19 protein-coding genes are annotated in these 22,488 nt (G+C 37.8%); 8 read left to right on the top strand and 11 right to left on the bottom strand.

All coding sequences use genetic code 11. The annotated features are described in order from the left end of the window. Positions 1–206: 206 nt before the first annotated feature. The 6 genes from ACN1CD_RS15465 to sucD form a co-directional block, all read right to left on the bottom strand. The gene (locus ACN1CD_RS15465) at positions 207–2,591 is read right to left on the bottom strand and encodes a ribonucleoside-diphosphate reductase subunit alpha (protein WP_419131288.1); all 2,385 of its coding nucleotides are present in this window, start codon (positions 2,589–2,591) and stop codon (positions 207–209) included. Between the two features lie 158 nt (positions 2,592–2,749). Further along, positions 2,750–3,721, bottom strand: coding sequence for a ribonucleoside-diphosphate reductase small subunit (locus tag ACN1CD_RS15470; protein ID WP_419131289.1), 972 nt, complete (start codon positions 3,719–3,721; stop codon positions 2,750–2,752). Between the two features lie 444 nt (positions 3,722–4,165). Continuing rightward, on the bottom strand, positions 4,166–4,546 hold the full coding sequence (locus ACN1CD_RS15475; RefSeq protein WP_419131290.1) for a septal ring lytic transglycosylase RlpA family protein: 381 nt from the start codon (positions 4,544–4,546) through the stop codon (positions 4,166–4,168). A 231-nt stretch (positions 4,547–4,777) separates the two neighbouring features. Further along, positions 4,778–5,281, bottom strand: coding sequence for a methionine-R-sulfoxide reductase (locus ACN1CD_RS15480; RefSeq protein WP_419131291.1), 504 nt, complete (start codon positions 5,279–5,281; stop codon positions 4,778–4,780). Between the two features lie 1,058 nt (positions 5,282–6,339). After that, a complete protein-coding gene (locus ACN1CD_RS15485) occupies positions 6,340–6,732 on the bottom strand; it encodes a GxxExxY protein (RefSeq protein ID WP_419131292.1) in 393 nt (130 codons plus the stop codon). A 220-nt stretch (positions 6,733–6,952) separates the two neighbouring features. Beyond that, the gene (sucD, locus tag ACN1CD_RS15490) at positions 6,953–7,825 is read right to left on the bottom strand and encodes a succinate--CoA ligase subunit alpha (RefSeq protein ID WP_419131293.1); all 873 of its coding nucleotides are present in this window, start codon (positions 7,823–7,825) and stop codon (positions 6,953–6,955) included. A gap of 318 nt (positions 7,826–8,143) precedes the next feature. Here sucD and ACN1CD_RS15495 point away from each other — a divergent pair, with 318 nt between their 5' ends. Then, the gene (locus ACN1CD_RS15495) at positions 8,144–8,566 is read left to right on the top strand and encodes a cupin domain-containing protein (RefSeq protein WP_419131294.1); all 423 of its coding nucleotides are present in this window, start codon (positions 8,144–8,146) and stop codon (positions 8,564–8,566) included. Positions 8,567–8,640: 74 nt separating this feature from the next. On the opposite strand, the gene rlmF is transcribed toward ACN1CD_RS15495, so the two are convergent. The 4 genes from rlmF to truA form a co-directional block, all read right to left on the bottom strand. Continuing rightward, the gene (gene rlmF, locus ACN1CD_RS15500; protein WP_419131295.1) at positions 8,641–9,636 is read right to left on the bottom strand and encodes a 23S rRNA (adenine(1618)-N(6))-methyltransferase RlmF; all 996 of its coding nucleotides are present in this window, start codon (positions 9,634–9,636) and stop codon (positions 8,641–8,643) included. Between the two features lie 332 nt (positions 9,637–9,968). Beyond that, a complete protein-coding gene (locus ACN1CD_RS15505) occupies positions 9,969–10,994 on the bottom strand; it encodes an isoaspartyl peptidase/L-asparaginase family protein (RefSeq protein ID WP_419131296.1) in 1,026 nt (341 codons plus the stop codon). Between the two features lie 52 nt (positions 10,995–11,046). Next, a complete protein-coding gene (locus tag ACN1CD_RS15510) occupies positions 11,047–12,816 on the bottom strand; it encodes an ABC transporter ATP-binding protein (protein ID WP_419131297.1) in 1,770 nt (589 codons plus the stop codon). Between the two features lie 236 nt (positions 12,817–13,052). Continuing rightward, on the bottom strand, positions 13,053–13,805 hold the full coding sequence (gene truA, locus ACN1CD_RS15515) for a tRNA pseudouridine(38-40) synthase TruA (protein WP_419131298.1): 753 nt from the start codon (positions 13,803–13,805) through the stop codon (positions 13,053–13,055). Positions 13,806–14,029: 224 nt separating this feature from the next. On the opposite strand from truA, the gene ACN1CD_RS15520 reads away from it, so the two are divergent. From ACN1CD_RS15520 to ACN1CD_RS15540, 5 genes are all read left to right on the top strand, one after another. Further along, a complete protein-coding gene (locus ACN1CD_RS15520) occupies positions 14,030–14,467 on the top strand; it encodes a hypothetical protein (protein WP_419131299.1) in 438 nt (145 codons plus the stop codon). 83 nt (positions 14,468–14,550) lie between these two features. Then, positions 14,551–15,018: a DUF4293 domain-containing protein gene (locus tag ACN1CD_RS15525; RefSeq protein WP_419131300.1), complete on the top strand. Its 468-nt coding sequence runs from the start codon at positions 14,551–14,553 to the stop codon at positions 15,016–15,018. A gap of 23 nt (positions 15,019–15,041) precedes the next feature. Continuing rightward, the gene (locus ACN1CD_RS15530; RefSeq protein WP_419131301.1) at positions 15,042–15,899 is read left to right on the top strand and encodes a dienelactone hydrolase family protein; all 858 of its coding nucleotides are present in this window, start codon (positions 15,042–15,044) and stop codon (positions 15,897–15,899) included. A gap of 10 nt (positions 15,900–15,909) precedes the next feature. Further along, positions 15,910–16,698: a hypothetical protein gene (locus tag ACN1CD_RS15535; RefSeq protein WP_419131302.1), complete on the top strand. Its 789-nt coding sequence runs from the start codon at positions 15,910–15,912 to the stop codon at positions 16,696–16,698. Positions 16,699–16,845: 147 nt separating this feature from the next. After that, positions 16,846–18,756 (top strand): DEAD/DEAH box helicase, encoded by a 1,911-nt coding sequence (locus ACN1CD_RS15540; protein ID WP_419131303.1) that lies wholly within the window; start codon positions 16,846–16,848, stop codon positions 18,754–18,756. 95 nt (positions 18,757–18,851) lie between these two features. Here the strand turns inward: ACN1CD_RS15540 and ACN1CD_RS15545 are convergent, their stop codons facing one another. Then, a complete protein-coding gene (locus tag ACN1CD_RS15545) occupies positions 18,852–19,184 on the bottom strand; it encodes a hypothetical protein (RefSeq protein ID WP_419131304.1) in 333 nt (110 codons plus the stop codon). Positions 19,185–19,551: 367 nt separating this feature from the next. On the opposite strand from ACN1CD_RS15545, the gene bshC reads away from it, so the two are divergent. After that, positions 19,552–21,138, top strand: a complete 1,587-nt coding sequence (gene bshC / locus ACN1CD_RS15550) for a bacillithiol biosynthesis cysteine-adding enzyme BshC (protein ID WP_419131305.1) — start codon at positions 19,552–19,554, stop codon at positions 21,136–21,138. 102 nt (positions 21,139–21,240) lie between these two features. Then, positions 21,241–22,326, top strand: a complete 1,086-nt coding sequence (locus ACN1CD_RS15555) for an Ldh family oxidoreductase (RefSeq protein WP_419131306.1) — start codon at positions 21,241–21,243, stop codon at positions 22,324–22,326. The last annotated feature ends 162 nt before the right edge of the window (positions 22,327–22,488 follow it).

Here is a 22,488-nt window from a genome sequence, read left to right on the forward strand (position 1 = left end):
CAAAAAATAAGGTTTTGAGCGTTTGCCCAAAACCTTACGATATTATTAGATTCTTCACACTGAACTTGCTTCAGGGTTTTCTTTAATGAGGTGCTGAAATAAATTCAGCATGACGACCGCCTTAAGATTGCTTCAGCCCGCTCAAATCCAGCCTCGCAATGACGGCAAGCTTTTCGCTTTTAGTCTTTCAGCTTTAGTCTCTTCGCTTAACCTGAACAGCTAATGCAACCTTCTTCCATTGAACAAACTGGTCCGTCAACGATTTCTTCTGCAACCTGATCCTGGCTCATTTCAGCTGGAATTACGGCTTCAATTGCTTTACCGCCTTGATTTTCTACTGTAAATTTAACCGCTTGCGATGCTGCCTGAGTACGTAAATAGTACATACCGGTTTTCAAACCTTTCTCCCATGCGTAGAAGTGCATTGAAGTTAATTTTGAAGTATTTGGCGCATTTACGAACAAGTTTAAAGATTGTGATTGGCAGATATATGCGCCACGGTCTGCAGCCATATCGATGATGTTACGCATCTTAATTTCCCAAACTGTTTTGTACAATTCTTTAATATAATCTGGAATAGATGGAATAGCCTGAATAGAACCGTTAGCCAATATGATTTGATTTTTCATATCGTTGTTCCATAAACCTAAGGCAACCAAGTCTTTTAACAAGTGTTTATTCACCACTACAAACTCTCCACTTAATACACGACGGGTGTAAATATTTGAAGTATACGGTTCGAAACATTCGTTGTTACCTAAAATTTGTGAAGTAGAAGCAGTTGGCATCGGTGCAACCAATAAAGAGTTATAAACACCATCTTTTACTACTTTGCTACGTAATGCTTCCCAATCCCATCTTCCGCTATCAGGTGTTACATTCCATAAATCAAACTGGAACTTCCCTTTAGATAATGGAGAACCTTTAAAAGTTTGATAAGGACCATTTTGCACAGCTAAATCGTGAGAAGCTGTCATCGATGCGAAATAAATCGTTTCGAAAATATCTTTATTTAAACGTTTTGCTTCATCACTTTCGAAAGGTAAACGCAATAAAATAAATGCATCAGCTAAACCTTGCACACCTAAACCAACCGGGCGGTGACGCATGTTTGAGTTTTCTGCTTCAATAACCGGATAATAGTTATGATCGATGATTTTATTCAGGTTTAAAGTAGCCTGATAAGTTACATCATATAATTTATCATGGTCAAACTTACCATTGATTACAAAACGAGGTAGCGCTAATGATGCCAGGTTACAAACTGCAACTTCATCCTTAGAGGTATATTCAATAATCTCAGTACACAAGTTAGAACTCTTAATGGTTCCTAAGTTCTGTTGGTTAGATTTACTATTCGCTGCATCTTTGAACAACATGTAAGGTGTACCGGTTTCAATTTGCGAATCTAAGATAGCAAACCAAAGTTCTTGTGCTTTAATGGTTTTTCTACCACGGCCTTCAGCTTCGTATTTTGCATATAAGGCTTCAAATTCAGCACCGAAACAATCAGCCAAACCTGGAGCTTCGTGTGGACAGAATAATGTCCATTCGCCATTATCTTTAACACGTTGCATAAACAAATCGTTTATCCAAAGCGCATAAAATAAATCACGGGCACGCATCTCTTCCTTACCGTGGTTTTTACGCAAATCAAGGAATTCGAAAACATCAGCATGCCAAGGCTCCAAATAGATTGCGAAAGCACCTTTACGTTTACCTCCACCCTGATCTACATAACGTGCAGTATCGTTAAACACCCGTAACATTGGGATAATACCATTACTTGTACCGTTTGTTCCACCGATATATGAACCTGTTGCGCGGATATTATGGATGCTTAAACCAATACCACCAGCACTTTGAGAAATTTTCGCAGTTTGCTTTAATGTATCATAAATACCATCAATACTATCATCCTGCATGGTTAACAAGAAACATGATGACATTTGAGGTTTTGGTGTTGCAGCATTAAATAATGTTGGTGTAGCATGTGTAAACCAACGCTCACTCATTAAGTTATATGTTTTGATTGCACTTTCAATATCCTCTTTATGGATACCAACAGATACACGCATAAACAAGTGTTGAGGGCGCTCTACAATCTGACCGTTCACCTTTAGCAGATAAGATTTTTCTAAAGTTTTAAAACCGAAATAGTCGAAACCAAAATCACGGTCGTAAATGATAGAGCTATCTAAAATATCTTTATTTTTTTCGATGATCTCGAAAACATCATCAGCAATAAGTGGTGCTGCTTTTTGTGCTTTAGGGTCGAAATATTCGTACAACATTTTCATTGTACCTGAAAATGATTTTGTAGTGTTTTTATGCAAGTTAGAAACCGCAATGCGTGATGCTAACAAAGCATAATCAGGATGTTTTGTGGTTAACGATGCGGCCGTTTCAGCAGCAAGGTTATCCAACTCTGATGTAGTTACACCATCATATAAACCTTCAATCACTTTTTTTGCAACATCAATTGGGTCTACAAGATCTGAGTTTAGACTGTAGCACAACTTTTGAATCCGAGCTGTGATTTTATCAAATTGCACCGGCTCTTTGCGGCCATCTCTTTTTAGTACGAACATAATTTATGAGATTTAATTTTTATTGACTGAATGAGTGAGTTTTGAATGAGAGAATGTTAATCCACCCATCGCCCCCACTTTATTCATTTCATTTATTTATTTTTTCGACTGATAAAAGAGTATTTACTCATTCCATCAGTCACTAATTCGAATTTGGCCTAAAAGTCTTCGTCTAATGAAAACGCTTGTTTATTATTATCAGCTGAAGTTAATACACCGCTTTTTTGATAATCACCTACACGTTTTTCGAAGAAGTTAGTTTTACCTTGCAACGAGATCATTTCCATAAAGTCGAAAGGATTAGTTGCATGGTAGATTTTTGTATAGCCTAATTCCTGTAACCATCTGTCGGCCACAAATTCGATATACTGGCTCATTAATTTAGCATTCATTCCAATTAATGCAACTGGTAATGCTTCTGTGATAAATTCTTTTTCAATTTCTACTGCATCACTAATGATGCCATGAACTTGTTCTTCGCTTAGTTTATTGCTTAACATGCTGTACAATAAACAAGCAAACTCACAGTGAGAACCTTCGTCTCTCGAAATCAATTCATTACTGAAAGTTAACCCTGGCATTAAGCCACGTTTTTTTAACCAGAAGATTGAGCAAAAACTTCCACTGAAGAAAATACCTTCAACCGCAGCAAATGCCACTAATCTTTCTGCGAAAGTTCCGTTTTCTATCCATCGAAGTGCCCATTCTGCTTTTCTCTTTACCGCAGGAACAGTATCAATAGCATGGAAAAGGCGATCTTTTTCTTCAGGATCTTTGATGTAAGTATCAATTAATAGCGCATAGGTTTCAGCATGAATGTTTTCCATCATAATCTGGAAACCATAGAAGCAACGTGCTTCTGGCAATTGAACTTCACTCATGAAGTTTACCGCAAGGTTTTCATTTACAATACCATCACTAGCAGAAAAGAAAGCAAGAATATGAGAAATGAAATGTCTTTCACCATCATTTAAGTTATCCCAATGTTTTTGGTCGTCAGAAAGATCAATCTCTTCTGCAGTCCAAAAACTGGCTTCGGTTTTTTTATACATTTCCCAGATTGCCGGATATTTAATCGGCAAAAGCACAAACCTATCTTTATTTTCTTGTAGCAATAATTCCTGTTCCATAGCTGATACTTTATTTTTTTACTAATTTAATCAGAGTCGACGAGCACATGCATCCGCCAATTTTAAATGGTGGTTGTAATGTCTTGTATCAAAACGCTGTTGTGAAAGTACTAACCCTTTACCCGACAAACAACTGAGATTTTAGTTAGGGGAATTTAAATTTGTAATCAGAGAGATGTACCTATAAATTACTAAAAACTAAGCTTTTATATTTGTTTTCAAGTGCAGGAAGTTAAAGAACTTTGTAGCAACAAATATAGATACGGCGGGCTTGTTTTGTGAATCAAAGTTGTTAACATCACTTTGATTTTAGTGGATAAACGTATCAGCTAAATATCATTTTCAGGCGAAAAAAAAGCTAATTGTTTAATTTCAAGGGTTTAGTAAACAAAAATGAGTGTTAATAACTTAAATTTATACTACTAAAAGAGGCAAAATGGACTTTTATTCGAGGGTGTAACTTAAGTTTACCGAAGCAACACCTTTGGTATAAATACCGATCTGTTTAGCAGCACTTTCTGATAGATCTATAGCTAGTTTTTTGGAGAAAGGACCCCGATCATTCACCTTTACAATGACTGATTTTCCGTTGTCGGGATTGGTTACTGTTATTAAGGTTCCCATGGGTAATGTGCGGTGTGCAGCGGTTAATTGTTTGGCCCTGTATTTTACACCGCTGCTGGTGCGCCGACCTTCGAATTTTCTGTGATAATAAGTAGCGAGAACTGTTTTTTCGATGTTTTCTGGTTGATTTGAGGGACCAGATTGCTGTGCTTTAACTTGTGTAAAAACGAGACAAAAACTTAATATCAGAAAATACTTCATAGGCTAAAATTTCTTTATCGAGCGAGCAAATATAAGCATTTAGTTTATAATCAGCAATTTGTGGAAAAATTGATTGGTTAACAGAATGAAAACCATCGTGATACGACACGCAAAAAAAACACTTTTCCCCACTATTTTAGCTTTAGACCTATAAAATGCTCATTCAAAAAATCAATAAAAAAAGCGTACAACTTTCGCTGTACGCCCTAACCTAACCCAACTATACCCACCTTAATTTTTATCTGGCACAAAGTTCATAGAGATCGAATTTACGCAATGACGTGTGTCTTTATTGGTAAATCCTTCGCCTACAAAAACATGTCCTAAATGTGCTTTACAATTTGTACATACGATTTCTGTGCGTGATCCATCAGCATCAGGAATACGGGTTACCGCACCTTTAATTTCATCATCAAATGCCGGCCAACCACAATGTGCATCGAATTTGGTTTCCGATCTGTAAAGGGCTGCATTACAACGTTTACAAGTATATGTACCCTTATCTGTGGTGTGTTCATACTTGCCTGTACCAGGATATTCCGTTCCTTTGTTTACAATTACTCTCTCTTCTTCGGGTGTTAATGGATTCCAGTTCATTTTCTTTTTCGGTATGATATTTTCTGATTGCTGCGCCTGCTTGATTTCTTTCTTTTCTTGTTTCTGAGCACAAGCAGAAAGACTTGTTATTAAAACAACAGCGGAGATCAAAAATAGTTTATTTAACATCGTTTTCATACATCAATATACGCTATAGATTTTGATTTGGTTTGTTGGTTTAAAGTTTACAGGGAGTGTTTACAAAGGGATGATAAATACAATGTAGTTAGGCGGTTTTTTGTGTGGAAAACACGGAGGTTGATTTTAGAGATCAAAGCTTAAATAAGGTATTAGAAAGACAAAATTGGTAAATAGATATTTTGCCACGGAAAACACAGAACCCACGGAGTAGGATTTAGAGATTAGAGCTTATATTGTGTATCAGAAAACAAAAATGTGCAACTAAATAGTTTGCCACGGAAAACACCGAATTCACGGAGAGAGATTTTAGAAATCAAAGCTTAAATCGTATATCATACAGACGAAAATGAGCTAATAAATAGTTTGCCACGGAAAACACCGAATTCACGGAGAGAGATTTTAGAGATCAAAGCTTAAATCGTATATCATTACAGACGAAAATGAGCTAATAAATAGTTTGCCACGGAAAACACCGAATTCACGGAATGAGATTTTAGAGATCAAAGCTTAAATCGTATATCAAACAGACAAGATGAGCGACTAAATAGTTTGCCACGGAAAACACGGAATCCACGGAATGAGATTTTAGAGATCAAAGCTTAAATCGTATATCATAAAGACGAAAATGAGCTAATAAATAGTTTACCACGGAAAACACAGAATCCACGGAGAGAGATTTTAGAGATCAAAGCTTAAATCCTATATCAAACAGACAAGATGAGCGACTAAATAGTTTGCCACGGAAAACACAGAATTCAGGGAGAGAGATTTTAGAGATCAAAGCTTAAATCGTATATCATACAGACGAAAATGAGCTAATAAATAGTTTGCCACGGAAAACACCGAATTCACGGAATGAGATTTTAGAGATCAAAGCTTAAATCCTATATCAAACAGACAAGATGAGCGACTAAATAGTTTGCCACGGAAAACACAGAATTCACGGAATGAGATTTTAGAGATCAAAGCTTAAATCCTATATCAAACAGACAAGATGAGCGACTAAATTAGTTTGCCACGGAAAACACAGAATGAGTTTTTATACAAAGAATTATTTATAAAACGACCCGTCTGATTTCTAAAGTCGATTTGCCAAAATTTAAAATCAAACCTACCTTACACTCAGAACATTTTAAATAATTAATCGTTTGAGCAAGATCCTCATTGGCAATTCCACTCTTAGATTTAATTTCTAAAATAACCGAATCAAAAACTATAAAATCTGCATAAAAGCAGTGGGGTAACAAAATATCTTTGTAATAAACTGGGTAAAGTTTTTCTCGCTCATAATGATAGCCTCGACTTTCAAATTCAATACAAATTGCATCCTTGTAAACAATTTCAAGAAATCCACAGCCCAAATCTTTGTGAACTTCAATTGCAGCATTAATAACTAAATCAGTCTCGTTTTTATAGGGAAAATTATCTTGTTTTATTTCATAATTCATAAATGATAATTTTGGCCTAAACTAATTAAAATTCTAAAATATTCATATTTTTCCTTTACTTGCTTTAGTGTTCTGTGGCAAATAATTACAAAACCACTTCATAAATTTAAGCCCATTTTCCATTTTTCTTTCCGTGCCTTTGTGTTTCCGTGGCAAATACCAACAGAAAAAGCGTCCCGAACCTAATCGAAACGCTTTTCTATAAAGAAATTTTAAACGCTTATTTTGCTAATTCTTCTGCCATTGCAGCACCAATTTCAGCAGGACTTTCTACTACGCGAATACCACACTCAGCCATAATCTTCATTTTAGCTGCAGCTGTATCGTCAGCACCACCTACAATCGCACCAGCATGACCCATTCTACGTCCCGCAGGCGCAGTTTGACCAGCGATAAACCCTACAACAGGTTTAGTACCATGTTCTTTAATCCAAAGCGCAGCTTCAGCTTCCATTCCACCACCAATTTCACCAATCATGATGATACCATGTGTTTCAGGATCGTTCATTAATAATTTTACGGCTTCAACAGTTGGCGTACCAATAATTGGGTCACCACCAATACCGATAGCAGTTGTAATACCCAAGCCAGCTTTAACAACCTGATCTACAGCCTCGTAAGTTAAAGTTCCTGATTTAGAAACCACACCTACATGACCTTTTTTGAAGATAAAACCTGGCATGATACCAATTTTAGCTTCATCAGCAGTAATAATACCCGGGCAATTAGGGCCAATCAAAGTAACATCACGGCCGGTAATATATTCTTTTACCTGAATCATATCCTTAGTTGGGATACCTTCAGTAATACAAACAATCACTTTAATACCACCTTCGGCAGCTTCCATAATTGCATCAGCAGCAAAAGCTGGTGGCACAAAAATGATAGATACATTCGCTCCTGTTTGATCAACAGCATCTTTAACAGTATTAAAAACAGGCTTCTCTAAATGTAATTGCCCACCTTTGCCAGGGGTTACACCACCAACTACGTTTGTACCATAGGCCAGCATCTGCTCTGCATGGTAAGTTCCTTCGTTTCCGGTAAAACCCTGAACGATAACCTTAGAATCTTTATTTACTAAAACGCTCATGTATCAATTTTTTTGTGCAAATCTAATATTTTGGAGTGGAAAGTCAAACCTAAAAGCATATTATTTGCCGCGTTTTTTCAGGAAAATGTAAGGAATTGCATTAAGGCAGCCGGAGCCCTGCTTTGCACTTCAATCTTTTTATATAAAGTTACTCGTAAAAGTTACTAACCCTCTAAGTGTTTTGTTTATTAGGGTTAGTAACTTTAAAAAACATAAACGGAAGCGGAAAGCTTAAAGACCGAAGCTTAAAGCTTAAAGAACAAAGCGAAAAGCTTAAATACTAAAGCAGATGAAAATCCAATACCAAAATTAATTTTTATGAAAACCAAAATATTCCTTGTTATAGCCATTTTTAGCTTGCTATCCATTGATGCTAAGGCGCAAACTCCTGATACCACCAGGTATATTCTACAAAACGATATTGATGTAGCGAAAAAAGAAGCTGGAACGCACAACGGCGGAGGCGAAACTATCGGCTTTAATTTCTTCAGCAATGCCAGGAACCTCAAAACTGTATTTAAGAAAAGAATTCTGAAACCTGGTTCTTCCATCGGCTACCACCTGCAAAAAGAAGATGAAATTTACTACATCATCAGTGGCTATGGAAAGATGCAAATGAATGGTAAAACCTTTGCCGTTAAACCCGGAGACGCGATCTTAACCCGCCCCGGAAGCGCTCATGGCATTGCTCCAAATGCAAACAATGATTTGGTAATTATGATCGTTTATGAAAAGAAATAAATACAAAAAGCCAGACTAACTTAGTTGCTAATCTGGCTTTGCATTTATAAATCTTTAATTATTCGATATTCTACTTAAGACTTCGGACTTTCGACAGCAGACTTACTTTTCCATCCCTTTGCCCATTCAGCCTGCGCTTCATCATCCTGAAAAGTCCAGGCTACAAAACGACTTATTTTTTGGCCTTGGCTCATCTGTACTGTGCGCACTTCAAAAGCATCTGCTTTTACCAGTGCGCCATAGATGCTTTTTAAATTTGCACTTTTCGAAACCAGTGAGGTAAACCACAACACCTGATCTTTAATTTGAGCACTTTGGATAATCATCTGTTCCACGAATGCGCGTTCACCGCCCGGGCACCAAAGTTCTGCTTTGTTACCACCAAAGTTTAATACGTGTTTTACTTCCTTTTCTGTTCCACCTAAATTACGCCATTTCTGACGGGTACCTTGCTCGGCCTCTTTTAACGAAGAGTGGAATGGCGGGTTACAAACCACGGCATCGAAACGTTCTCTTGCCCCAACAATGCCCCTGAAAATCCCCATTTTTGATGACTGCAGACGGATTTCAATCGCACCTTGTAATTCTTTGTTTGCCTCTATAATACGCTTGGCTGAATCTACAGAAAGTGGATCAATTTCAGAACCAACAAAATTCCATCCATATTCCTGGTGACCAACAATCGGGTAAATGCAATTTGCGCCAACGCCAATATCAAGCACATTTAATTTGTTTCCCTTTGGAATTTTACCCTTAGCGCTAGAGCCTAAAAGATCTGCAACGTAGTGGATATAATCTGCCCTGCCTGGAATTGGCGGACAAAGAAAATCCTGAGGAATATCCCACTGGGAGATATTGTAAAAATATTTTAGTAATGCCCTATTTAATGCTTTAACTGCATTTTGATCTGCAAAATCAATCGAATCATCGTTATGTTCATTTTTGAAAACGAAACGCTTTAATTCTTTTGAAGTAGAGATAAGTTGTTTGAAATTGTAACGCGAACGGTGTTTGTTGCGTGGGTGTAACTCGCTTTTTTCTTTGCGGTTATTTTGTTCTTCTTGAGCCAATGTGATCTGGATTAATTAAACAAGCTGTGTGCATGTTTCTGCTGCAAAGGTAGTTTAAATAGTTGGGAGTTTTGAGTTGAGCGTACCAGGCGGATTAGATAGTTTTGAGTTGAGAGTTTTGAGTTAGGAACGTTAGGTGGATTACCAAATAGGATAGTGGAGAGTTGGGAATACCAGGCGGATAGTCAGTTTGGCTAAGTAGGGAGCTAATGCTTGAGTTATTAATTTAGTTTAGCATCATACTATCGCTTGGGTCTGCGCATAAAACTCCATACTCCTAACCCTCCACTCCAAACTCATCACATTTTTCAATCAATAAATAGCGTCCTCATTTATTTGTAAATACTTACTTCAATCTTGCCATCTGCAGTAATTGCGCCTCTGTACATGCCTTCTGTGTTGAATGGCATGGTCATATTTCCTTTTTTATCCAAGGCAATTAAACCGCCGTCGCCACCCATTTTACCCACTTTATCTAATGCAATTTTCGAAGCTTCACTCACTGACAAACCTTTATATTCCATTAAATCGGAAATAGTTTTAGCCACTACATTACGGATGTAAAACTCACCCCAGCCGGTGCAAGAGATTCCGGCAGTTTCATTATTGCAATAGGTTCCGGAGCCAATAATAGGTGCATCACCCACACGACCATATTTTTTATTGGTCATACCACCAGTTGATGTTCCGGCAGCCAGATTTCCGGCCTTATCCAGGACCACACAGCCTACCGTACCAAATTTATAATCGTGATTTTTAACTCCCAGAAGTTCAGATTTTTTGCTGCCATGATCCAAAACAGCTTTGGTAGAATCTTCTTTAATGGCTTTTTGCAAACCATCCCAACGTTCCTTTGTCCAGAAATATTTTGGATCAACGATTTCCAGGCCTGCTTCTTTGGCAAACTGATCTGCACCCGCACCAACCATCATTACATGTTCTGATTTTTCCATCACTGCACGAGCGGCAGAGATTGGATTTTTAATGGTAGTTACGCCTGCAACAGCCCCGGCCATTAAGGTTTTTCCATCCATAATAGCCGCATCCAGTTCATTTTTTCCTTCGTGGGTAAAAACAGCACCTTTACCCGCATTAAAATGAGGATCATTTTCTAACACGTGAATGGTTGCCTCGACAGCATCCAAGCTTGTTTTGCCAGACCTAATTTTTTCATAACCTGCTTTTAAAGCTTGTGTTAACACCGCAATATAGGCGGCTTCCTTTTCAGGCGTCATATTCTTTTTTAAAATGGTTCCGGCACCGCCATGAATAACCATTACATATTTTTTCTGCTGTGCAGAAAGGTTTAATGTGATTAAGGAGATCAGCAGAAAAGCTGATAATTTAAGTATTTTCATCTTCTGGGTTTGAAGATGTTAAATTAGGAAATTCTATCGGAATATGATGAAATTAAGCTTTAGCAATACCGCTGGATGAGAATTGCAGGTCGTAAAGTTTTTTGTAGTAACCGTTTAATTTTAATAATTGCTGATGTGTTCCTTTTTCTTTGATCTCGCCTTTATCCAATACAATAATCTGATTGGCTTTCTGGATGGTAGATAATCGGTGTGCGATAACAATGGAAGTTCTGCCCTCCATCAGATTATCAATTGCTTTTTGAATCAGCAGTTCGGTTTCGGTATCAACCGATGAGGTGGCTTCATCCAAAACTAAAATCGCAGGGTTATGCACCAAAGCACGGATGAACGAAATCAATTGCGCTTGTCCGGCAGAAAGCGTTGCACCTCTTTCCATTACATTATACTGATAGCCACCTGGCAAACGCTCTATAAACTCATGTGCGCCTACTTTTTTGGATGCATTAACTACCTCTTCTATGGTGATTTCAGGGTTATTCAGGGTGATGTTATTTAATATCGTATCAGAGAACAAGAAAACATCCTGTAGAACAGTAGCGATATGATTGCGTAAATAATCTAAATCGAAGTCTTCAATCTTAATCCCATCTACCGTAACGTTACCTTTTCCTATTTCATAAAAGCGGTTTAGAATATTGATGGTTGATGATTTTCCTGCACCAGTTGCGCCTACAAGAGCTACCGTTTCGCCTGCCTTAACCTCAAAAGTTAGATCTTTTAACACATAATGATCTTCATTGTAAGCGAACCAAACATTTTTAAACTCAATATTTCCTGCTAGTTTTTCTGGTTTTTGATGTCCTTCATTCGGCGTGGTTTCTTTGGTATCTAACACTTTAAAAACGCGTTCTGCACCCACCATTCCCATTTGCAGGGTATTAAATTTATCCGCCAGTTGGCGAATTGGGGTAAAAACCATCCCCAGGTAGATAATAAACTGCGTAATTGTACCTGGCGTTACATCAAGCGGATGAGCCAAAATACTTTTGGCACCATACCAGATTAACAAGCCCAGAGACATGGCCGAAATCAATTCCACCACAGGAAAGAAAATAGAATAATACCAGTTCGAACGGATATTGGCATCACGGTAGCGTTTATTAATGGCATAAAACTTTTTGTATTCCTGCCTTTCCCGGGCGAAATACTGAACGATGGAAACGCCTGTGATATGTTCTTGAAGAAAAGTGTTCAGGTTGGAAACCTCATTCCTAATCTCCTGGAAAGAAACTTTAATTGCTTTTTGAAACTTCCTGGTGGCCATGATTAATAATGGAATTGGCAAAAGCACCACCAAACTCAATTCCCAATCGGTATAAAGCATTACCCCAACAATTACCACCACCTGTAATGAATCGCCAATCATCGATATTAAACCTTCAGAAAAAATATCGGCAATGGTTTCTAAATCTGACACCGTTCTGGTGATTAATTGACCAATAGGTGTTTGATCAAAAAACTTTAACCGGAGTTTGGTGATGTGATTAAAGACATTAATTCTTAAATCGCGAATTACGGATTGCCCGAGTGTATTGGTTAAAAGGGTGTGGTTATATTGAATCAGTGTTTGCAAAACCAACATAAAGATCATTAGCATCGTCATGTTCAGCAAGCCGCTATACTCACCTTCAAGAATGTAATGATCAAGTGTATATTTAATTAAAAACGGACGAACTGGAGAAATTGCCGCCAGCAAAACAGTTAAAATTACCGACCAAACAAAAATAGCACGGTAAGGCTTTACGTATTGAAAAATACGTTTCAGTAATCCTGTGTTATATACTTCGCCTGTTACTGCCATTTATGGGTTATGGGTTATGGGTTATGGGTTATGGGTTATGGGTTATGGGTTATGGGTTATGGGTTATGGGTTATGGGTTTAGAAACTGTTGCTCTGAAAGGTTTAATTCATTTTTTTATATTTTTTTTTTGCACCCTGACCTATAACTTAATACTGGTAACTGATAACTTTTTACTCAAAACAACTTTCCATCCTGACTTGTAACTTATAACCTTTAACCCGTAACTCTCAATCAATCATTTAATATAAGGATACTCTACTTTTACTAAATATAACCCACAAGCAGGTACCGATTGTCCGGCATTGCTACGGTTTTTGCTTTCAATGATGGCTTTAAAATCTGTTAAGTTAATTTCATTTTTCCCGATGCGAACCAAAGTGCCCATTATTGCCCTTACCATGTTTCTTAGAAAACGATCGGCCTGAATAGTAAAAACTAAACCACCATCTATCTCTTCGAAAACCGCCTGAACAATTTTGCAGTTATTGGTAAAGGTTTGAGTATTAGATTTGCTAAAACATGAAAAATCGGTATAATCTAACAGCAAAGCCGCCGCGTCATTCATTGTTGCTACATTTAATTTATCTTTAACCAACCACGATCGGTTAAGCTTAAAAGGATCTTTTTCAAAATGAACATAGTATTTATAAGCGCGGGAAGTAGCATCAAAACGGGCATGTGCATCATCATGAACTGGAATGATTCGTTTTGCCGCAATTTGATAAGGTAAAAGTGCATTGATCCCCGTAACGGAACTTAAGACTTTATTTTCGTCTGGATTTTCAAGATCAAAATGTGCATAAAAGTCTTTGGCATGTACGCCAGCATCGGTTCTTCCGCAACCCAAAGTTTCTACAGGCTGCCTCAAAACCGTCGACATAGCCCGATCTAACAACTCTTGTACAGTGATTGCGTTTGGTTGAATTTGCCAGCCGTGGTATAAGCTGCCATCATAAGCGATTTGGATGAAGTACCTTTTTTTATTCAAAGCGCTGCAAAAATACTTTTTTCCTTTTAATATGCACCGATAGTGCACCGCAATTAAATATATTTCGACTGTAAAGATTTTATTGTGAAATAATATTTAACTTATAAAAATTATCAATTCTAAACAACGACTCAAAAACGCTCATGAAATTCCAAACCTCCGTCGCGATCTTGTTCTTGGCGATTCTTCCCACTATCATTTCTTGCTCCGGATCAAAACTATACATGATCAATAACCAGCTATCAAGAACTTTTACACGCTTAAAAGCAGACAGTATCAGAAATTATTTAGCGCAGATTTCCAATGAAAAAATACAGGACACCATAATTGTGAAATACGAATTTAATAAAGAAACATGCTGGAATGTGCTCGATGAACAAAGTGATCAATATATTGCCCGGGTGATTCAAAGCGCAAATGATTATACCGAACGATATCAAAATATCCACACAAACGTTACCATATTGAGAATTAGAGAAAGTGGAAATAACTTCAATAAGCTTGTATTTCGCAATCCTAAAGTGATCGTTGATGGTGGATATTTACGCCAGAATGTTTTTGTGAAGCGTGCTACTTGTGGAACATCGATGAAGCTGTATCCTGATGGCCGGTATGAATTCATTCTCTCTGATTCTCATTTTAAAATTCTTGAGTTGAAATAGAAACACCTCCAAATTAATTCTTAGCACCTTGCTTTGCAAGCATATGCATTTTTAGCTAAGTTTGTGACAAATTTATTATCAGCATGATACAAAGAATACAAACAATCTGGTTTTTTTTAGCAACCCTGGTTTTAGTCCTCATGATCTTCTTACCTATAGCAACAAAGGTATTTGATGGCGCCGAATCCATCATTTATACCAGTGGATCACATCACATTACCCAGGCAAAAGATGCGAAAGTATTAACTGCCGAAGTATTTTTGCCTTTGCTTATTACCAATATTGTATTAATTCTCCTATGTTTCATAAACATCTTTCTTTTTAAAAGGAGAACGCTACAAAAACGCCTGGCCATTTTCAACATTCTGTCGATTATTGGTTTTGCTTTCTGGTGCAGTGTTTATGCAAAGGAACTTCCGGGTGGGATTGAAGGTGCAAGTTTTGGTGTAGGTGCATATTTACCAGCAGTAGCAATCCTGTTTGTTGTATTGGCTATTTTTGGCATTAATAAAGATGAACGCCTGATTCGCTCGGCTGAAAGATTGAGATAATATCTAAATACCAAAGACTCAACATGTCATTCAGACTTAATCGGTATTTTTATCTTCTTATAGCTGTTTTACTACTAACTGCTTCTGCTTGTAGCAATAGAATTTCAACATTCGGAAGAACAAAAATTGCTCAGAAATCAGATTCGCTTCAGCTTAAGGAAAGAATATCAGCAATAAAAAGTTTTGAGGTAAAAAGTTTTGAGAAAGGTTTGTTTAAAGACACTTCTGATATTACTCTCACCTATCGCTTATTTAAACCATTAAATGCTAAGCAAGTAAAACTTCCGTTAGTTGTTGTTTTTCATGGCTCAAATGCAATTGGCACCGATAACCTGAACCAGGTTGGAATTTTAGCTAAGCTTTTTGCAATGGATAAGACCCAGACTAAATATCCGGCATATGTATTAGCGCCACAGTTTCCATCCCGATCTTCAAATTATACTTTAGATAAAAAAAGAAATTTACTCACTTCTGTGCCGCAACCTGTTTTAATAGCCGCATTAGCATTGATCGATAGCCTAAAAACATCACTGAATATTGATTACAAAAGAGTTTATGGTATCGGGTTTTCCATGGGTGGATCATCGGCTGTTAATGTACTGGCCCTAAAGCCTAATTTATTTGCAGCTGGAATCAGCATCTCTGGTATCCCACAGTTTGATAACATAGAAACAATATCGGAAATTCCACTTTGGTTAATTCATGGAAATATAGACACTGAAAATCCGTTTTCCAGTGATGAGCAATTTTATAAAGAATTGAGTTCTAAAAATAGAATCCGTTTTTGGGAACTCGATCAATTATCGCATAACGATATATTTTCTATGTCTTTTTTAGGAGAAGAGTTGCCAAACTGGTTGTTCAAAAACAAACTTAAGTAAACAACACTGAATGTCCGATACTTTTACTGATCCTTATTTCACACCTTTCGATGAAGTGATCGCCCAGGAAACTGTTTCGAAAAAATTTAGTTTGATGATCACCAAACCTCATCCACTGTGTTTACTGGCGGCGAAACAACTTCAGATTTACTTATCCAACCAAACCGACTGGACACATAACTTTGGCTTAACTAACCAAAACGATGGCACCGTTATTGGCAAAATGTTTGGTATTTTAGTAGTTCAAAACCAAAATAGCGAAATCGGATACCTTTCTGCTTTTTCCGGAAAGTTAGCGGGCAGTAATCTACATGCCAGGTTCGTGCCTCCGGTTTTCGATTTACTTACAGAAAACAGTTTTCTGAACATCGGGATGGAAGCACTCACGGGGATGAATCAAATGATCAAAGATCTGGAGAGCCAAAACCTTTCCGCGCACAAAAGTGAAATTACCCGGCTGAAAGAAAAGCGGAAGGCCCATTCTATCGCTTTGCAGGATGAGATTTTTGAACATTATCATTTTTTAAATCATGCTGGTGAGGAAAAAAGCCTAACGGAAATTTTTACAGATGCAGGTTACAAAAAACCACCAGCGGGTGCAGGTGAATGCGCAGCACCTAAACTTTTACAGTATGCTTTTCTACATAAAATGAGGCCAATTGCACTGGCAGAATTCTGGTGGGGACAATCGCCAAAGTCGGATTTCTGGAAACATGGCCACTTTTATGCCTGTTGTAAAGAAAAATGTGAACCTATTTTTAAGCATACTTTGGCAGGTATTGATATTGAAAAAGCCTAATTAAACCATCTAATCGAAGTAATCTTACTACAAAAAGGCTTATTGCCTAATTTTCAATTCATTACAACAAAAAACTATTTAACCATCTACCCTTAAAATACCAAAAATTAAGCTTACCTTTGCGGCTCAATTAAAAATAAAAGACGAATGACAAACCCATTTCAATTATTGGGGATAAGTGATGACGTCGTTAATGCCGTAAAGGACCTTGGATTTGAAACTCCAACGCCTATTCAGGAGCAAAGTATTCCTGTACTGTTAGAAGGCACTAATGATTTTGTTGGTTTGGCCCAAACAGGAACAGGAAAAACAGCCGCATTTGGTTTGCCGCTGTTAGAACTAATCGATTTCAAAGTTAATAAACCACAGGCATTAATTTTATGCCCTACCCGTGAGTTATGCTTGCAGATCGCTAACGACCTTAAAAACTTTTCTAAAAACGTTGCTAATGCCCACGTTGTTGCCGTTTACGGTGGCGCGAACATTATGCAACAGCTACGCGAAATACGCCAAGGCGTACAAATTGTAGTGGCCACGCCCGGCCGTATGTTGGATATCATTGGCCGTAAAGCCATTGATTTTTCAAGTGTTAAATATGTTGTGCTTGATGAAGCTGACGAAATGTTAAATATGGGTTTCCAGGATGACATTAACGACATTTTATCAACTACTCCTGATGACAAAAAAACCTGGTTATTCTCGGCTACTATGCCGGCAGAAGTTCGCCGTATTGCTAAAAAATACATGAACGAGCCTGTTGAATTAACCATGGGCACCAAAAACACTGGTAACGTAAACATCGAACACGAATATTATATTGTTCGTGCACGTGATAAATACGCGGCCTTAAAACGTATTGTAGATTTCAACCCTGAAATTTTTGCGGTAGTATTTTGTAAAACCAAATTGGATACACAAGATGTTGCTGAGCATTTAATTAAAGATGGCTACAATGCTGATGCTTTACACGGCGATTTATCGCAACAACAACGTGATAAAGTAATGCAACGTTTCCGTGAGCGTAACATGCAATTACTAATTGCTACTGATGTTGCTGCCCGTGGTATCGATGTAAGTGGCGTTACTCACGTAATTAACTATTCTTTACCTGATGAGATTGAAAGTTATACCCACCGTTCTGGCCGTACTGGTCGTGCTGGTAAAACTGGTATTTCAATCTGTATCATCAACTCTAAAGAAACCGGAAAAATCCGTCAACTGGAACGCATTATTGGTAAACAATTTACCAAAGCTGAATTACCAACAGGATTTGATGTTTGTGAAAAACAATTATTCTCATTAGTGCATAAAGTACATAATGTAGAAGTTAATGTAGAGCAAATTGATCAATACATTCCCCGCATAATGGATGAATTTAAAGATTTATCTAAAGAGGATGTAATCAAACGTTTTGCTTCATTAGAATTTAACCGTTTCTTGGATTACTATTCTAAAGCTCCAGATTTAAATGCTGCAGCCGGTGAAGATCGTGGCGAAAGAGGCGAACGTGCTGGTCGTGGACGTGGTAGCGAAGGTTACACTCGTTTATTCATCAACTTAGGTTCTGTAGATGAATTTACACGCGGCGATATGTTATCATTTATCTGTAACAACGGTAAAATCGGTGGCAAAAGCGTTGGTAAAATTGATTTAAAAGGTGTTTTCTCTTTCTTTGAAGTAGAAGATGCTGTAGCTGATACTGTATTTGAAGGCTTTAAATCTGTTGAATTCAATGGTCGCCAGGTTCGCATTGAAAAAAGCGGAGATGGTGGTCGTGAAGGCGGTGGCGAAAGACGCGGTGGCGGTGAAAGACGTAGCGGTGGATTTGGTGGCGGCGAACGCAGAAGCGGCGGTGGCGGTGGTTACCGTGGTGGAAATAGTGGCGGTGGCGACAGAAGAAGTTCTGGCGGTAGTGGACGCAGAGAAGGTGGAAGTCGTGAGGGCGGAAGCGGTGGCGGTTTCAGAGATTTCTCTGGACGTAGTCGTGAAGATAAAGGCGGAAGTCGTGAGGGTGGAAATCGTGAAGGTGGAAGTGGCGAACGCAGAAAAAAATGGTAAATCACTAAACCAAATATTTTACAAACCGGTCTTGTTTATTCGAGGCCGGTTTTTTTATGCAATTGAAAATTCAGTTTAGTACATTTCAACCACTGTCAGGCCCAAGAAAAACGATCATACTTAATATTCTCAGCATCCATGAATTCTCCAAATAGTGAATAAGCTTTATTTCCACTAAACCGAAGTTTCAAGGCTTGTAGTAAACCAGATTTGTCACCCTGCTCTAAATTGAATATTTCGTAAAATTTAGCGACTTCTTCAAATTCAATGGAATAGCAATACTCATAATCAGAATCTCCCCATATTTCTTTTACAGATTTACCAATATCATATCCGTCAAAGTATAATTGATCGTTCTCATTAAAATATAACTCCATCGATATTTTAATATCAGGTTTTTCCAGGTAAAATAAAGTTACTTTTTCCAAGGTGTTTTAGATAATTTCATGACCGCTGTGCAGCATAAATTTATAAAAAAAACGTTTTTCCCGACTATGAAAACATTTTTTTTAAATAAATGCCTTATCTGATGATGGATTCAGCTAGATAAAAAGCTAATTATTTGAGAAAAATCTTCATGAGATAATTAAAAAACGGCTGGAATTTTCATAGAAAATCATGAAAGCAGAATTACAGGCGGTATCCCTTGATAATGGATCTTTTTTCAATAAATATTGACCCAAAATTATATTTTATAAATTTAGCATGAAGGAAAGCAATTTCTAATTATTTAACAATTGTAAAATAGTTATGTAGCTTTATATTTATCCTTAAATTGAACTACTTTCGCTGATTATGCAGGCAAAATATATCTCCTATCAGGAAACCGGCTCTTTTTCGAAACTGGTTTTAGATTACATTAATAACGAAGAAGCGCTCAAGGCGTTTTACAGTTATCGTCCTGGTATGGAGGGACTATCAGAAGCCATCAAGAACAGAAACTTTCTCGGAGATCGAAAAGTGCTGGTTGATGTTTTAATGACTCAATATGAGCACCTGAAAACCAATAAATCTGTCGCCAAAAATATTGAATTATTGGCCAACGAAAATACTTTTACTGTTACCACCGGGCACCAGCTTAACCTTTTTACAGGTCCGCTTTACTTCATCTATAAAATCGTAACTGCAATTAATTTAGCAATTGAGTTGAAAATTGCTCATCCCGATCAAAATTTTGTTCCCGTTTATTGGATGGCAACAGAAGATCATGACTTTGAGGAAATCAATCATGTGAGTGTAGATGAGAAAAACATCAGCTGGATTCAGAATACCAACGGTGCAACAGGCAGGTTAAGTACCAAAACAGTTGCTGCTGCAGTTACCGCTTACAAAGGTTATCTTGGCATCTCGAGAAATGGAAAACATATCGCCAAACTAGTTGAAAAGGCCTATCTGGAACACGATAACCTGGCAGATGCTACGCGATATTTAGTGAATAAATTATTCGAGAAATATGGACTGGTAATTGTAAATGCTGATGATGCATCTTTAAAGAGTCTCTTCAAAAACATTATTACAGCAGATATCATTGAGCACAATAGTGCAAAAAACATAGAAAAAAGCTCAAAAGATTTAGAAGATTTAGGCTACAAAACTCAGGTAAATGGCCGCGATATTAATTTCTTTTACCTCAAAGACAATTTGCGTGAACGTTTGCTTTTCGAAAAGGGAACGTATACGGTTAACAACACCGATATTCATTTTACGGAAGAAGCACTTAGGGCCGAGATTGATACTCACCCAGAAAGGTTTAGTCCGAATGTGGTAATGCGGCCCATGTACGAGGAGGTGATTCTACCCAACATCGCCTATATTGGAGGTGGTGCAGAGGTAGCTTACTGGATGCAGTTGAAAGCGAACTTCGATTACTATAAGGTTGATTTCCCCGTACTCTTGCTTCGTAACTCTGCTTTGTTAATTGATAAAAGAAGCGCTGAAAACCTTTATAAATTAGGTTTTTCACTCGAAGATATTTTCCTTCCGATTGAAGAACTCAAAAACCTTTGGGTAAGAAAAAACTCAACGGCTCAATTGAGTTTAGCTGATGAAACCCGGGCGATTAACAGCATATTCGATCAGATCAAACTGAATGCTTATAAAATTGATAAGACACTTTCTGTTTCAACCGATACTGCGAAACAAAAAACCAATCACCTGTTGGCTAACCTGGAGAGGAAATTATTCCGGGCAGAAAAACGCAAACATGAAATGGCTTTGATTCAGATTGAAAACGTGAAGAAAAGACTATTCCCCAACGGAACCATGCAAGAAAGAACATTAAACATCGCACCCATGTACGTAAACTATGGAGAAGATTTTCTATCTACCTGCATCGAAAATTTCGAACCATTGGGTGGCGATTTTACTTTGCTACTGCCGTAAAGAGCAAAGAACAAGGATAAAAGAATAAAGACTATAGAGCAAAGACGCTAGCTTGGCGCAGGAACGATCTTGATACCTGATACTTACTACTTGATACTAAAAATGAACTTCATCACCTTCACAGAATCACACCTTAGAACTTTTACTTACAACGTTTTTAAAAAAATGGGTTGTTCTGATGCGCATGCAACCTTGGCCTCAGATGTTCTGCTTCGTTCTGATTTACGTGGAATTGATTCGCATGGCGTGGCCCGATTGAGTGGTTATGTTCGCTTGTGGGAGAAAAAGAGAATAAACGCAACGCCTGATATAAAAATCGTTCATGAAACGCCAACTACGGCAACCATTGATGGTGATGCAGGCCTCGGACTAGTTGTGGCGCCCTTTGCAATGCAGGTAGCGATAGAAAAAGCAGAAAAATATGGTACAGGATGGGTTTCGGTAAAAAACTCCAACCACTTTGGTATCGCAGGATATCATGCTTTAATGGCGGTAGAAAAAGATATGATTGGCATCAGCATGACCAATGCAAGTCCGCTGGTTGCGCCAACCTATGCTAATGAAAGACTATTGGGTACTAACCCTATGTGTTATGCCTTTCCGGCAGGAAAATATCCACCGGTAATTGTTGACATGGCAACTGCAGCGGCAGCGAACGGAAAGTTAGAGATTGCCCAACGTGCAAATAAAAGTATTCCAGACGGCTGGGTACAGGATCAAAACGGAGAGAATTCCACCGATCCAAATGAATTAAAAAAAGGTGGTTCATTATTGCCATTGGGGAGCGATAAAGATCATAGCAGCCACAAAGGTTATGGATTAAGTGCAACGGTTGATATTTTATCAGCGGTACTTTCTGGCGCAAATTATGGCCCATGGGTTCCTCCGTTTGTGGCTTTTTTAGAACCATCTGCAAATCCCGTTGGCGAGGGTTTAGGCCATTTTCTGGGTGCCATGCGCGTAGATGGATTTCGCCCGGCGGCAGATTTCAAAGATCATTTAGATAATTGGGTAGAACGCTTTAAAAGTGCTAAAACAATTGATCCTGATAAAAAAGTGATTATCCCCGGAGAACCAGAGTATGAATTTGAACTGGAAAGAAAAATTTCAGGGATTCCTTTGATTGATGTTGTAGTAAAAGACTTAAATGAACTCGCTGAAAAGTTAGGAATAGCAGGTTTGAGTTAGATTTATAAAATCTCATCAACTTACGAAATTTCAAAAGCCAGAAGCGCAGCAGAATTTCGTCAGTTTAATGATTAAATCTGGGAGACTGACGAAGTATAGCCTTTTGCTCATGGCCACCAAAACTTCGTAAGTCGGCTTTCTCAACTTACGAAATTTCTAAAG

Origin of the sequence: Pedobacter sp. N23S346 (genome assembly GCF_048515415.1) — a bacterium.
Classification (GTDB): Bacteria; Bacteroidota; Bacteroidia; order Sphingobacteriales; family Sphingobacteriaceae; genus Pedobacter.

What these genes read in the sequence shown, in the direction of transcription:
- ACN1CD_RS15465 (WP_419131288.1), bottom strand. Translation starts at nt 2,591, where the DNA reads ATGTTCGTACTAAAAAGAGATGGCCGCAAAGAGCCGGTGCAATTTGAT.
- ACN1CD_RS15470 (WP_419131289.1), bottom strand. Translation starts at nt 3,721, where the DNA reads ATGGAACAGGAATTATTGCTACAAGAAAATAAAGATAGGTTTGTGCTT.
- ACN1CD_RS15475 (WP_419131290.1), bottom strand. Translation starts at nt 4,546, where the DNA reads ATGAAGTATTTTCTGATATTAAGTTTTTGTCTCGTTTTTACACAAGTT.
- ACN1CD_RS15480 (WP_419131291.1), bottom strand. Translation starts at nt 5,281, where the DNA reads ATGAAAACGATGTTAAATAAACTATTTTTGATCTCCGCTGTTGTTTTA.
- ACN1CD_RS15485 (WP_419131292.1), bottom strand. Translation starts at nt 6,732, where the DNA reads ATGAATTATGAAATAAAACAAGATAATTTTCCCTATAAAAACGAGACT.
- sucD (WP_419131293.1), bottom strand. Translation starts at nt 7,825, where the DNA reads ATGAGCGTTTTAGTAAATAAAGATTCTAAGGTTATCGTTCAGGGTTTT.
- ACN1CD_RS15495 (WP_419131294.1), top strand. Translation starts at nt 8,144, where the DNA reads ATGAAAACCAAAATATTCCTTGTTATAGCCATTTTTAGCTTGCTATCC.
- ACN1CD_RS15505 (WP_419131296.1), bottom strand. Translation starts at nt 10,994, where the DNA reads ATGAAAATACTTAAATTATCAGCTTTTCTGCTGATCTCCTTAATCACA.
- ACN1CD_RS15510 (WP_419131297.1), bottom strand. Translation starts at nt 12,816, where the DNA reads ATGGCAGTAACAGGCGAAGTATATAACACAGGATTACTGAAACGTATT.
- ACN1CD_RS15520 (WP_419131299.1), top strand. Translation starts at nt 14,030, where the DNA reads ATGATCAATAACCAGCTATCAAGAACTTTTACACGCTTAAAAGCAGAC.
- ACN1CD_RS15525 (WP_419131300.1), top strand. Translation starts at nt 14,551, where the DNA reads ATGATACAAAGAATACAAACAATCTGGTTTTTTTTAGCAACCCTGGTT.
- ACN1CD_RS15530 (WP_419131301.1), top strand. Translation starts at nt 15,042, where the DNA reads ATGTCATTCAGACTTAATCGGTATTTTTATCTTCTTATAGCTGTTTTA.
- ACN1CD_RS15535 (WP_419131302.1), top strand. Translation starts at nt 15,910, where the DNA reads ATGTCCGATACTTTTACTGATCCTTATTTCACACCTTTCGATGAAGTG.
- ACN1CD_RS15540 (WP_419131303.1), top strand. Translation starts at nt 16,846, where the DNA reads ATGACAAACCCATTTCAATTATTGGGGATAAGTGATGACGTCGTTAAT.
- bshC (WP_419131305.1), top strand. Translation starts at nt 19,552, where the DNA reads ATGCAGGCAAAATATATCTCCTATCAGGAAACCGGCTCTTTTTCGAAA.
- ACN1CD_RS15555 (WP_419131306.1), top strand. Translation starts at nt 21,241, where the DNA reads ATGAACTTCATCACCTTCACAGAATCACACCTTAGAACTTTTACTTAC.